Below are 12,118 nucleotides of genomic sequence, written 5' to 3'. Positions count from 1 at the left end.
ATCATGTCGTCCATTACGACCCGTACATTCCGGATGAAACCATGACCGTCTCAAGGTGCGCGCCCCGCAGACCGGCCGGTCCTTCCAGGAATCCCTCCTCGAGCTCATCACCCGCGAGGCACAGAAACCCACCCTGGCGGAAACGGCCTAACGCACCCAGCGGTACGCCCAGCCCTATGCGAGGAGCACTTCCCAATGACCGTCAATGTTGACCTGCCCGACCACATAAGCGCAAGCTGCACCGAGCTCGGCGACGGTGTCCTGTACGCGGTCAAGACCTTGGTTCGGCAGCTGGCCGACGATCCACGCCTGGGCGAGCGCGCCGGCAGGCTCGGCATGTACGCGGCGACGATCGCCAGCGACACCTTCGATGCGTGTCCACCCCTGATCGTGCGCTACGCCTACGGTCCGCCCCTGCTGGACGTAGACCGGATCGAGATCCGAGACATCGAGGCGACCGGGCCACTCCCCGACGCCGGCGACGAGCAGGCCCTCGCGGCCGTGCCGGATCCCCGTATGGAGCAGATCGCCGCGCGACAGGTGACCGAGGCATGGCGGCGGATCACCAGCTGGCTTGAGCAGCACGCGCCCGCTAGCCATGCGGCGCTGCTGCCCGGCGCGTCCACGTACGAGATCGCCGCGCTGGAGCAGGCACTTGGGGTACGTGTACCCGTGGAGCTGCGGGCCTTGTGGCCACTGTGCGCGGGAGGCAAGGACACCCCGGGGGCGGGTGTGATGCCCGACTACGGCTGGGCGTTGATGCCGTTGGGCACGGTGGCCACGTCCTACCGGTGGCATACGGAAAACCAGCGGGAGCTCGGAGTCGGGTGGGGCGTTGAAGGCGCGATGGTATGGAAGCCGTCATGGATTCCGTTCTGCTCATGGTCGGTGACCGACACCAGCGTTGGCCTGTTCATCGACGCCGAGACGGGCAAGGTCGGGCACTGGGACGACACGACCGTGCGCACCGTCGTGGACCAGACGTTGAGCATGCTGCTGGAGGAGACGGCCGACAAGCTGGAGAATCCGCAGCTGGCCACCGGCTACCTGCCGGGGCTGATCGGCGGCAGGCTGGTGTGGGGGCCGCCGCTCGCCGCGGATGAGGCTGCCCTGTGGGAGCGGTTCACCGGCTGACGTGCGGGAACGCGGAAGGGGGTGAACAGGTGGTGGCCCGTCCACCCCCTCTTTTGCCCTGTCCGAGGGCTAGGCGGTGCTAGACCTTACGCCAGATGCAGGTCGTCGCCGTCCCCGAGCAGTGGTTGAAGCCGGGGGTGTCGACGAAGAACCCGTCATCGTCCAGTAGCCGCCACACGCTGGGCTGGAGTTTGCTGAACGCACCCTGGTTCTGCGCGGAGTCGATCGCCGCCCGTCCGCAGCGTTCGGTGCCTTCGGGACCGTTGGTCGCGGTGCGGGTGTCGGCGAACAGACCGAACGACGTCGACCCGTCACCGACGCCGTTGAACGCCCAGTCCGTGTACAGCTGGGCGCACTTGATGCCGTCGGTGACCTGGTTGACGCCGCGCGCGCCTACGGCCGCATTGGCACCGTCGTCGGTCCGACCAGGTCGTCTCGTACAGGCTGCCGTCGAAGGCGTTGGTGTGGAACATGTACTGCGTGCGGGGCTCTGCCGGGACTCCGCGCTGCGGTCGAACAGCAGGTCCAGGGACTTCGTCCGACCCGCGGCCGTCGGATGGTTCAGGGAGGCGCTTGTAGATGCTGGGGGATGCCTGGAGGCCGCGACGGTTGGCGCGGTCGGTGGCGGCGAACTGCCTCCATGTGCGGCGAGTGCCGATGCCAACCCGCCGGCGAGGGCGGCCAGCAACGTCGAGCCCGTTCAGGCAGTGAGGTGGTTTCCTTGCTTTCCAGGGCTACCGGCTCGGCACCGAGAGGCCGGTGAGGCGCTCGGCCTCGGTCCACAGACGTTCCGCGACGGTCTTGTCCTGGGCGCTGCGCGGCAGGGTGGTGACCTTGGTCGGGCCGACCATGGACCAGCGTGGGCCGTAGTAGCCGCCGGGCGTGGCGTCGGGGCTGGTTGCCGCGTACAGCAGGGGTTCTGCGCCCTGTTCGGGTCCCTGGGACGGCACGATCTTGTACAGCAGTGATTCGAGCAGGCCGGGCCGCCCGCCGTTCAGGGTGGGGCCGGAGGTCATCAGGTTGGTTCGGGTGTAGCCGGGGTGCGCGCCGGCCGACAGCAGGGGCCAGCCGTGCTGGGCGGCGAGGTCGGCGAGGTGGAGCATCATCAGCATGTCGGCGAGCTTGGACTGGGCGTAGGCCCGGGTGGGGCTGTAGCGGCGGGTGGACTGCAGGTCCTCGAAGTCGATGCGCGCCCGGTTGGCGGTGCCGCTGCTCATCGTGGCCACCCGCGGGGCGGGGGCGGCCAGCAGCAGCGGCAGCAGGCGGACGGTGAGGGCGAACGGTCCGAGGAAGTTGCTGCCCAGCTGAAGCTCGAACCCGTCCGGCGTCTCGATGCGCCGGGGCACGTTCATGACTCCAGCGTTGTTCAGCAGCAGGTCCAGGGGCCTGCCGTCGGAGATCAACTCGTCGGCGAAGTCACGGACCGAGGTGAGGTCGGCCAGGTCCAGGCGGCGGATCTCGACCTGTGTGCCGGGGTGCGCGGCGAGGATCTCGTGCCGGGCCTGCTCTCCCTTGGCCGGCGTGCGCACGGCGAGCACCACGCGAGCTCCGGCTCCAGTCAGCCGCTTGGCGGCCTCTTTGCCGGTGCCGCTGTTCGCGCCGGTCACCACGGCGAGCTTTCCGCGCTGGTCAGGAACCTGGTACATGACGAACCCCATTAAGTACTGCCGGTATCTTGTTTCGGCCCCACCGTAACGCACCGCCGGTATCCAAGCAAAGTACTGCCGGTTTGTAAGATGGGGAGGTGACCTTCCAACGTGCCCGCACCGATGAACAGCGCAGCCAGCGTCGACGCCAGATCCTGGACACCGCGGCCGCGATGCTGACCGAGATGTCGGTCGCGAAGCTGAGCCTGAACGAACTGAGCCGCCGCGTCGGCCTGGCGAAGGTGAACGTGCTGCGCTACTTCGAATCCCGCGAGGCCGTACTGCTGGACCTGCTCGACACCGAGGTCAAGGACTGGATTGCCGAGCTGGAGCACCTGCCTCCGGCCGGCAAGGGCACCGCGAGAGAGCGCGGGGACCTGCTGGCCGACATTCTGGCCACCTCAATGGCGCGGCGGCCGGTGCTGTGCGACCTGCTCAGCGCCCAGGGCGGGGTCCTGGAGCACAACATCTCCACCGAAGTCGGCATCCGGCACAAGCACGCGGCCCGGCAGTCACTTCAGGTCCTGGCCCAGCTCGTGCTGCGACACCTTCCTGAACTCGGCACCGAAGGCGCCGCCGCTCTGGTGGAATCGACCTTGTTGATGGCCATGACAGCCTGGCAGTGCAGTCGCCCCCCGGAGGCGATGCTGGCGGTCTACGCCTCTGACCCGGCCCTGGCGGCCATGCGTCTGGACTTCACCGACTTGGTCCGCCGCACCACGGCCGTCACCGCCTCCGGCCTGCTGGTCCGCCGAGGTAGTCAGGCCGCCGCCCCAGCCTCCTGAGCGTCGAGCACGTTGCATTTCGAGCTGCAAGTGCTGCTCGTCTCGCTGATGCCTCAGTCCCGCCTATAGCCAGGCAGAAGCGTTAAGTCGCCTGGGACACCGTGCGCCTGAGACACCCGTACAGGTCACATGACGCCATCCAGCACCGCGCCCGGCCGCAGCGCCATGCTGGCCAGGGGCAGGTCCATCCAGCACGGCGTGACGACCCTCCCGGACCGGGCATGATCACGCTGTCATCGGTGCGCCGCAGCACGACTCGATGCCCGTCGTTCTCCAGACTTTGGTGTGTCTCATGAGACAACAGCTCGCTGTCCGGATCACTCCAAAGAGATCGAGCACCGGAGGCGCGGCTCGTGTCAGGATGCTCGGCATGTCTGGTCGCGCGTTGAGCTTCGGAGTGGTGGCGGAAGCATACGAACGGTTCCGGCCGGGGTATCCGGAAGAGCTGTTCGACATGGTGATGGCATACGCGGGCCATCCGGTCCGGACTGCCCTCGAGATCGGCGCTGGGACAGGCAAAGCAACCCGGCTGTTCGGTCAACGGGGGGTGCCGGTCACCGCTACCGATCCTGACGGGTCCATGCTCGCCGAGCTGCGCAAGCACGTGCCGGCGAACGTCAGGACGGTGCAAGCCGCGTTCGAGGACCTGCGACCCGGTGAGCGGTACGGGCTGGTCTACGCGGCAGCAGCGCTGCATTGGACGAACCCGGAGGGTCGGTGGTCACGCATGGCCGCGCTGCTGGAGCCGGGTGGCGTGTTCGCCTCGTGCGGCGGCCCGTTCCGACTGGCTGACCCAGCTGTGGAGGACGCCGTTCGCGCGGCGCGAGCACCGTTCTTGGAGAGCGACGAGATTCCGTCCCCGGACGGGACGCCTCCGGGCCACCCCATGCAGTGGCCGGGTACGGAGCTGCAGCGGTCTGATTTGTTCACCGGCGTTCAGCAGTCCGTGATCGAACGGCGCGTGACGATGAGCGCTCGCGACTACGTTGGTCACCTCTCCACCATCTCGGCTTATCTCGTCTTGCCGACCGCGGAGCGATCGCAGGTATTCAGCCAGATCATGCAGGTACTGCCGGGCAGAGTCGAGATGGCCGCCGACATCACCGTCCATCTCGCGCGTCGGCGCTACGAGGATTGATCACGTCACCTCGCCATGTCAGCCCGTCGCCCCAGGACTGGTTCCGAGCCACAATCACTGCCGTGGGGCGTGTGCCCGGTCGGGCGGGATGACGGCGGCTGAGCGTTGAGCGGTCTGCTCAGGCCCGGACGGTCTGCTCGTGCACGGCGAAGAGGAGGTTCTGCATCGCTTCCTGCGACGCGCCGGCGTTGCCGTGATCGAGTGCGGCAAGAGCCGCGGCCGCCGCCCTGCGCACCGGGTGCGGCAGCGCTTCCTCCGCTGCGACCGCGTACGAGCGGGTGCGGCGTGCTGCGCGCTCCTGTGGTGTGACGGCGCCCGGGCCCGAGACCGGGAACACCGCAGCCTCGTAGGCGGCCATGTGGGCAAGGACCATGTGCGCGATGCCGTCGGCGTAGCCCTGCAGCGCCGCGTCCTGCCGGGACTGAGTGAGGCGTCCGACGAAGCGGCCACGGACCAGGAAGCTACTCAGCAGTGTGCCGAACGCTATGGAGGCGGCAGCGACAGCGGCGCCGACAGGGCCACCCAGGACGTAGCCGCCTGCTGCGCCCAGGACTGTCGTCGTCACGGTGGCCACGATCGCCGCCATGGGTATGCGGGCCTGCGGCGTCTGGGGGGTCATGAGGGGAATTGTGTCACCCGCATGGCCGAGTGCGGGCAGCCGGTGGGCGGGGGCCCGCCGAGTGCTCGGCCGTCAGCCTGCTGCCAACGGCGCAGTGCCGACCGATGGGCAGCGCCGAGCTGGCTGCCGTCCGCGGCGGCTGCACGGAATCCGCCACACGATCCCGGAGAATACCGACAGCCAGGCCGCCCGCCTGCGCAAGGGCTCGCACGGCGGACGGCCACCCGGGTTCGACGAAGACCGCTGGAAGAAGCGCATGCCTGCGCCTGGGGCGTCGAACTCCCCGTGGACCTGTACGACGACCTCCTCGCCGGCCCGTCCCGCGCCCAGGCCGCCGAACTGCCCGGGCTCCCCGCCCACCATCTCCCCAGCCTCGTGGCCGATGCCGATACCCGGGTGCGGGCCGCCGGCTTCGCCCGGTGGGACGACCTCGCCGCGCCGCTGCGGGAGCGGCTGCTGGCCGACACCGACGACGTGGTGCGTACGGCGGCGCTGCTTGGCCATCACACCGGCGTCCCCATGCCTCGCGAGGTCTTCACCGTGCTGCCCGAGCCCCGGCGAGCGCTCGAACAGTGCCGTCTCGCGCCCGGGTTGGAGGCGGAGCTGGTCCGGGGCGGGGACGCGGAGGTACGCCGGGCGCTGGCCGCCAACCCACGGCTCGGCGCGCACAGTGTCGCCGTCCTGGCGCAGGACTCCTACGACGGCATCCGCTCGGTGGTGCCGCTGCGACCTGACCTCACCGAGGAGCAGCGTGCCGCGGTGCGCTACGACTTCGACCCGGCGTCGATGTCGCGCACTGTGCCCTGGATCGAGAGCCTGCACGGCGACACCGACGCGATGCGCCGCCTGGCCGTATCGTCCCATCCGCTCATCCGCCGCAGCGTGGCCCGTGCCCGGCATCTTCCATCGGACGTCGTGGGGCGTCTGGCCAGGGACGAGGACCGGACGGTCCGCCTGTTCCTTGCCGAGTCGTGCGACGACGCGCCGGCCGAGATGCTGCTGGAGATCTGGCGCTGGTGGGACGGCAGCTTCAGTTACCCCGGCCGCCCCCGCAGCCACCCCAACTTCCCCCGCACGGGCCTGCTGCGCTACGTCGGCGACCCTGCCGGGCGGATGCGCCGCCTGGCCCTGGACGATCCGGAGTCCACGCCTGCCGACGTCGCGCGTCTCGCCCGCGATCACGAAGCCGAGGTGCGCTGCCGCGCGGCTGAGGACCCCCGGCTGTCACCGGCCGACGCCGTGCGGCTGCTGAACGACCCGGCCGACTACGTGCGCGGGACCGCGATACGCAATCCGCAGCTGCCGGCCCGCGTCCTTGCCGGGCTGCTGCACGACAGCGCCACGGCATGCGCGGCGGTCGCCCAACCCGGCGATCCCGATCCCCGTCCTGCATCGCATCCTGGCCGCGGCAGTCGGGGCGGCCTGACGCTGAACTCCGGCACGCCCCAGCCAGCACAGCGGTGCGTACGCAGTGCCAGGTGCGTGCTGCCGAGGGTCTCGACCAGGCCTTACGACAGGTGTCTCGCCGAGACGACAGTTGGCGGGACGAGTCACACCCGCCCGCTCCTAGCTCCGCACCCGGCCGTGGCCGGCCGACATCAGTGCGCTCGCCGCTGTCCGCCCCAGACCGTCCACGGAGCCTGTCACCAGGACTCGGCTCATGAGATTGCACCATTTTCAGTTCGTCGTGGGTTGGTGGTGTGCGGGCGCCGCGGTCTCGTGCGTGGCGGCCCAGGAGGCGAGCAGGCGCAGGCCCTCTTCGGCTGCCGAGCCGGGTTCGGCGGCGTAGATGGTCAGGGTGAGGCCGGGCTCGGCAGCGAGTTCCAGGCCCTCGAAGGCGAGCGTGAGCTCCCCGATAATTTCATGGTGGAAGCGCTTGGTGCCGGTGCCGTGGTGGCGGACGTTGTGCGCGCCCCAGCGGGTACGGAACTCCTCGCTGCGGGTGGACAGTTCACCGACGAGGTCGTGCAGCTCCTTGTCGTAGGGGTTGCGCCCCGCTTCGGTACGCAGGATGGCGACAGCGACGTCGGCGAACAGGTCCCAGTCCGGGTAGAAGCGCCGGGAGGCGGGGTCGAGGAACTGGAAGCGCGCGAGATTGCCCTGGTTGCCGGGAGTGGCGTAGACGTCGCGGTAGAAGGCCCGTGCCAGCTGGTTGGTGGCCAGGACGTCCATACGTCCGTTGCGTACGAACGCCGGCCCGGCGGTGATGGCATCCAGGGTCCACTGCAGGCTGTGGTGAACCTTCTGAGGCCCCTTGGTGCGCCGTCTGGGGCGGGTGAGCGCATCAGTGCCGTCGGCCGCATGGGCCAGATTCAGCAGATGTGCGCGCTCGGCGTCGTCCAGTTGCAGAACCCGGGCGACCGCCTCCAGAACCATCGGGGAGGCACCGGCAAGGTTTCCGCGCTCGAGCTTGGCGTAGTACTCCACGCTCATGTCAGCAAGCGCCGCGACCTCACTGCGGCGCAGTCCCGGCACACGGCGGCGGGAGCCGGCGGGCAGTCCGGCCTGCTCCGGGCTGATCTTGGCGCGCCGCGAGGTCAGGAACTCGCGGACCTCATCACGGTTGTCCATGCCTCGACCGTAAGGCCCCCGCACCGTCGGAGCGATGTACTGCCAGTACACCCCTCACCAGTGACTCGCTGCGCACGTCAAAGCGCGGTCTCCTGGATGACGTGGCCTCCCAGCTCATGGGCTGCCCGACCCTCTGCACACGGGCACGAGCGGCCCGCCCCTCAATACGTTAGGAACCCTTCTCATGCGCGGAGCAGTGATCCACGCCCCCGGCGACGTGCGCTTCGAGACACTTGACGACCCGAAGATCCTCGAGCCCACCGACGCGATCATCCGGACCGCTGTCACCTGCGTGTGCGGCTCGGACCTGTGGCCCTACCGGGGCGCGGAGCCGACGGAGCACGCTCACCCGATGGGGCACGAGTACGTCGGCTTCGTCGAGGAGGTCGGAGCCGAGGTCACCGCGGTCAAGCCCGGCCAGTTCGTCGTCGGGTCGTTCGCCACCTCGGACAACACCTGTGCGAATTGCCGCAACGGCTTCCAGTCCAACTGCCTGAACCGCGAGTTCATGTCCACCTGCCAGGCCGACTACGTCCGGATCCCCAACGCCCAGGGCACCCTCGTCGCCACCGACGGCACCCCGGACGAGAAGTACTGGGCCGGGCTGCTGGCCGTCTCCGACGTCATGGGCACCGGCTGGTGGGCCGCGGATGCCGCCGAGGTGAAGCCCGGCTCCACCGCAGTCGTCGTCGGCGACGGCGCCGTCGGCCTGTGCGGGGTGATCGCTGCCAAGGAGAGGGGTGCGGAGCGGATCATCGCCATGAGCCGTCACGCCTCCCGGCAGAAGCTGGCGCGCGAGTTCGGAGCCACCGACATCGTCACCGAGCGAGGCGAGGAAGGCGTGGCCCGGGTCAAGGAGCTGACCGGCGGGATCGGCGCGGACAGCGTGCTGGAGTGCGTCGGCACGGCGCAGGCGATGCAGCAGGCCCTGCATTCGGCGCGGCCGGGCGGCAACGTCGGCTTCGTCGGCGTTCCGCACGAGGTGGCCGTCGACGGCCAGGAACTGTTCTTCTCCCACGTCGGGCTGCGCGGCGGGCCCGCGCCTGTGCGCCGTTACCTGCCCGACCTCATCGACCGCGTACTGACCGGAAGCATCGACCCCGGCAAGGTCTTCGACCTCACCCTCCCGCTGGACCAGGTCGCCGAGGGCTACAAGGCGATGGACGAGCGCCGCGCCATCAAGAGCCTCCTCAAGCCGTGACCCTGCCCTTCCCTCACGCGCCTCGCCCGTGCCGGCCGAGTCCGCATCGACACCGCCCGACAGCTGCCACGGCGTCCATGACACTGATCGAATCGACAGGAAGCACCATGGAATTCATCAAGCCCCAGTCCACCAGCAAGGCACCGGCCGACTGGTTCACCGGAGACGTGTGGTGGGACGTCATTGTCGCCGGCCAGGAGCCGTCCCGGATGCGCGCGAACCTCGTCCGCTTCGCACCCGGAGCCCGGACGAACTGGCACGCGCACGCCGTCGGCCAGACACTGCACGTCGTCTCCGGCATCGCCCTCATCGGCACCCGCGACGGCACGATCCTGGAGGCCCACCCCGGCGAGACCGTCAGCTGCCCGCCCGGCGAGGAGCACTGGCACGGTGCCGTCCCCGACCGCTTCATGGAACACATCGCCATGTGGGAAGGCACCGGCGACGGCAGCCTCGAGACCCGGTGGGCCGAGCCCGTCACCGACCTGCAGTACAACGGCCCGCGCAGCCGCAACCAGTAGCAACCATCAGAACCCGGCCGTGGACTTCCCTCACCCATGGCCGGGCAGGGTGCCTCAGAAGGTGAGGACGATTCGGCCGCGGAGGCCGCCGGCTTCGAGCAACTGGTGGGCCTCGGTGGCCTGGTCCGGGGGCAGGGTCTTGGCTACCCGCGGGGTGAGGCGGCCTTCGTCGGCGAGCTGTCGGATGCGGTCCAGCTTGTCGTGTTCGCGGGCGTAGCGAGGGACGAACGTCGCGCGGCTCTCGATGCCCCGCTCCCAGTTGCCTTCGCTGCCGGCGCGTGAGGAGACGATCCGTCCGCCGTCGCGTACGACCGGATCCCGCCCGCCGAGACGTCCGCGCGGCCGTTTCACAAGGCGCTTCCGTCCGCGGACTACGTGGAGGTCGAGGGTGCCCGCACGGCCTGCTGTAAACCCACGCGGAGGAGGTCGACACCGCACTCCTCGCCCTCCTGCGGAAGCAACCTCACGCCTCAGCTCCCCAACCTGCGGACCGAGGTCGTCGTCGTGGTCGCCGGAGAAGGAAGGACGCAACAGCACTCGCCGCTACCGCTCACCGGATACGGCGGCCGCCCGGCGGCGGTATGGGGGCGGCCTGCACGAAGGTGAAGCCCCGGCTGGACGGGGAAGCCAGCCGGAACCGTGAGGTTGGGCCTGCGGAGCGCGTCCCCTCTCGCCCCCCATGAGTAACGAGGCCCGGCGACGCTGTCACTCCCGCCATGCACGCAGCGACCGCTGACGTGGTAGCGGCGGGTAGCCCAGCTTGAACTGTGAGTTCTCGGCCTGAGTCCTTCTTGTGTCTCGCGGACGCCGAGGGCGCACGATGCCACCGAGTCAGCGTCTCCTGAGATCCGTCTCTGGGGTTGGGATCAGGAGGGTTGCCGGTCCTAGCAGTGGGGGAGGAGCGGTCAGGCTGTCGCATACGTAGACCGTGAGGTGAGGGGAGAGGCGGATTCCGTCTGCTGCCCGACGGGCACGCTTGCGGTCGCGACGAGTGCCACAGCCTGGCTTCGTGGGGTGCAGCGCTCTGCGCACGGGCTGCCAGTCTGTGGTCTTCACTGCAAGCGCGGCGATCGCCAGGTGACGCCAGTCCTCCGGTCGGCCCTTTTGGACGAGGTCCAGGGCGTCCAGCACCTCGGACGGGATGCCTGACGTCGGACGGCTCGGAGAGGGCGAGCCCGGGGCATCAACGTGCGTATAGAACGCGTTGACCGCCTCACTGCTGGTGTCGAGGTACACGAGTTCGCCTGCGGGCGGCTCGACAGGCTGAACGCGGTGTTCCAGCCAGGCCGCCAGGGCATCTGCCTCGACGAAAACAGTGGGCCCCTTGGCCTTGGCCATGGCAGCGCGGGTGCGGGCGTAGGCGTAGAACACTGCCGGGTGACGCAGGACGTCTGCCACCATCATCAGATCCGTGAGCGTGACCAGCCAGCTCCCATCGTCTGGGGCGGCGCCGCGTTTGCCGCCATCAGGAAGGTGTGTGGCGAACGGATCCACGCGGTCGAGCGTGACGATCACCGACACCGCGGTAGGGAGATGGTCCGGCAGGGGCAGATGGCGCTTGTGTCGGTCCCGGAAGTCCCTTCCACCGCCGTCGAGGTAGGCAATGGTGCGCGCGTTCTGCGTGAGGGCCTTGTCGACGAACTCGCGTGTCTTCTTCTTCACTCGGTCCGGCGCAGCCCTGCGGGCTGGGTCGGTGAAACGTCCCCCCTTGGCCTCGACCGCAAGTACGGCACCGGGCATGGCCATGAGGACGTCGACGTCCGGGTTCCCAGCCTCCGGATAGATGACGCCGGGGTGGGTGCACTCGTCCCCGAAAACCGAAGCCAGGGTGCGTCGGGCCTGTTCCTCGCAGAAGTCCTGGCGTCGCTTGTCGAACTGCTTCAAGAGGTCCGGATGAGCGAGGCAGGCGTCTGCGGCCCAGTCGAGTGCCTCGTGCAGGAAGTCGCCCGGGCGAGCCCACAGGCCCCGCGTGTCTCCCAGGCCGATGATCGGGCGACGACGTAGCGTGTTGGTGTCGCTCAGTTCGCGAAGGCCTGGTTGGCTGCCCAGCTGCGTCGTCAGCGAGGCGACCAGGCGGGTGTTGAGGCGTTCGGCCAGCAGCCCGGGCAGGTCGTCTTCGACAGGGGCTGCCCCGAACGTTGCCACCCCAGCGGAGTGAACGAGTGCCAACTGTGAGCGGTGCGCCTTGTCCGTGGAGGCCTTGAGCGCGGCGAGAACGTCCTGAAGTGCGTCCACGGCCTGGTTGATCCGCGTGGCTCTCAAGGAGTGATACGCGTCAGCCGCATCCAGGGCATGGTGAAGTGCGAAACCGAGGGCTTTTCGAGCCTGGCCGGCCAGTGGGGCGGTTATGCCTTCGATAATGGGTCGTAGGTGTGCGGGGTAACCCTGCATCCGGTCGAATCGCCGCTCTAGAGATCTTTAATCGTGGGCGTTACTGAGATTTGAGATCCAGCTCCGGGTGGACATGCCGGACGTGGTCGCTCGATGACGTCCGCGATGTCAC

The 12,118-nt window shown here is 69.1% G+C and carries 12 protein-coding genes and 1 pseudogene; 6 read left to right on the top strand and 7 right to left on the bottom strand.

Features of this window, described 5'->3' with window-relative positions:
- Nucleotides 1-195 precede the first annotated feature (195 nt).
- The gene (locus ACFYP5_RS34425; protein ID WP_389043113.1) at nucleotides 196-1,134 is read left to right on the top strand and encodes an SMI1/KNR4 family protein; all 939 of its coding nucleotides are present in this window, start codon (nucleotides 196-198) and stop codon (nucleotides 1,132-1,134) included.
- 79 nt (nucleotides 1,135-1,213) lie between these two features.
- Here ACFYP5_RS34425 and ACFYP5_RS34420 read toward each other — a convergent pair whose 3' ends face one another.
- The gene (locus ACFYP5_RS34420; RefSeq protein WP_389043112.1) at nucleotides 1,214-1,798 is read right to left on the bottom strand and encodes a hypothetical protein; all 585 of its coding nucleotides are present in this window, start codon (nucleotides 1,796-1,798) and stop codon (nucleotides 1,214-1,216) included.
- Nucleotides 1,799-1,868: 70 nt separating this feature from the next.
- Nucleotides 1,869-2,780: an SDR family oxidoreductase gene (locus tag ACFYP5_RS34415; protein WP_389043110.1), complete on the bottom strand. Its 912-nt coding sequence runs from the start codon at nucleotides 2,778-2,780 to the stop codon at nucleotides 1,869-1,871.
- Between the two features lie 98 nt (nucleotides 2,781-2,878).
- On the opposite strand from ACFYP5_RS34415, the gene ACFYP5_RS34410 reads away from it, so the two are divergent.
- Both ACFYP5_RS34410 and ACFYP5_RS34405 read left to right on the top strand, forming a co-directional pair.
- Nucleotides 2,879-3,565, top strand: a complete 687-nt coding sequence (locus ACFYP5_RS34410) for a TetR/AcrR family transcriptional regulator (protein ID WP_389043109.1) — start codon at nucleotides 2,879-2,881, stop codon at nucleotides 3,563-3,565.
- Nucleotides 3,566-3,935: 370 nt separating this feature from the next.
- Nucleotides 3,936-4,703: a class I SAM-dependent methyltransferase gene (locus ACFYP5_RS34405; RefSeq protein WP_389043107.1), complete on the top strand. Its 768-nt coding sequence runs from the start codon at nucleotides 3,936-3,938 to the stop codon at nucleotides 4,701-4,703.
- 118 nt (nucleotides 4,704-4,821) lie between these two features.
- Here the strand turns inward: ACFYP5_RS34405 and ACFYP5_RS34400 are convergent, their stop codons facing one another.
- The 3 genes from ACFYP5_RS34400 to ACFYP5_RS34390 all read right to left on the bottom strand — a co-directional run bounded on the left by ACFYP5_RS34400 (nucleotide 4,822) and on the right by ACFYP5_RS34390 (nucleotide 7,893).
- Entirely contained in the window at nucleotides 4,822-5,322 is a 501-nt protein-coding gene (locus ACFYP5_RS34400; RefSeq protein WP_389043106.1) for a hypothetical protein, read from the bottom strand.
- Between the two features lie 72 nt (nucleotides 5,323-5,394).
- Nucleotides 5,395-6,186 (bottom strand): hypothetical protein, encoded by a 792-nt coding sequence (locus tag ACFYP5_RS34395; RefSeq protein WP_389043104.1) that lies wholly within the window; start codon nucleotides 6,184-6,186, stop codon nucleotides 5,395-5,397.
- An 813-nt stretch (nucleotides 6,187-6,999) separates the two neighbouring features.
- Nucleotides 7,000-7,893 carry a helix-turn-helix transcriptional regulator gene (locus tag ACFYP5_RS34390; protein ID WP_389043103.1) on the bottom strand — a complete coding sequence of 298 codons (894 nt, stop codon included), beginning with the start codon at nucleotides 7,891-7,893 and terminating at the stop codon, nucleotides 7,000-7,002.
- Between the two features lie 184 nt (nucleotides 7,894-8,077).
- On the opposite strand from ACFYP5_RS34390, the gene ACFYP5_RS34385 reads away from it, so the two are divergent.
- The gene (locus ACFYP5_RS34385) at nucleotides 8,078-9,094 is read left to right on the top strand and encodes a zinc-dependent alcohol dehydrogenase family protein (protein ID WP_389043101.1); all 1,017 of its coding nucleotides are present in this window, start codon (nucleotides 8,078-8,080) and stop codon (nucleotides 9,092-9,094) included.
- A gap of 107 nt (nucleotides 9,095-9,201) precedes the next feature.
- Nucleotides 9,202-9,615, top strand: coding sequence for a cupin domain-containing protein (locus ACFYP5_RS34380; protein WP_389043099.1), 414 nt, complete (start codon nucleotides 9,202-9,204; stop codon nucleotides 9,613-9,615).
- Between the two features lie 54 nt (nucleotides 9,616-9,669).
- Here the strand turns inward: ACFYP5_RS34380 and ACFYP5_RS34375 are convergent, their stop codons facing one another.
- On the bottom strand, nucleotides 9,670-9,966 hold the full coding sequence (locus ACFYP5_RS34375; protein ID WP_389043097.1) for a zinc-binding dehydrogenase: 297 nt from the start codon (nucleotides 9,964-9,966) through the stop codon (nucleotides 9,670-9,672).
- Between ACFYP5_RS34375 and ACFYP5_RS34370 the strand changes: the two are divergent.
- A pseudogene (locus ACFYP5_RS34370) lies at nucleotides 9,925-10,025 on the top strand (alpha/beta hydrolase); the annotation flags it as partial. The gene ACFYP5_RS34375 and the pseudogene ACFYP5_RS34370 sit on opposite strands and share 42 nt — an antisense overlap.
- Nucleotides 10,026-10,446: 421 nt before the next feature.
- On the opposite strand, the gene ACFYP5_RS34365 reads toward ACFYP5_RS34370, so the two are convergent.
- Entirely contained in the window at nucleotides 10,447-12,006 is a 1,560-nt protein-coding gene (locus ACFYP5_RS34365) for a hypothetical protein (protein WP_389043095.1), read from the bottom strand.
- Between the last annotated feature and the right edge of the window lie 112 nt (nucleotides 12,007-12,118).

It is taken from the genome of Streptomyces sp. NPDC005262 (assembly GCF_042872425.1).
GTDB lineage: Bacteria > Actinomycetota > Actinomycetes > Streptomycetales > Streptomycetaceae > Streptomyces.
Note: the sequence above shows the minus strand (reverse complement) of the source record. Positions and strands in the feature narration are given on the sequence as shown.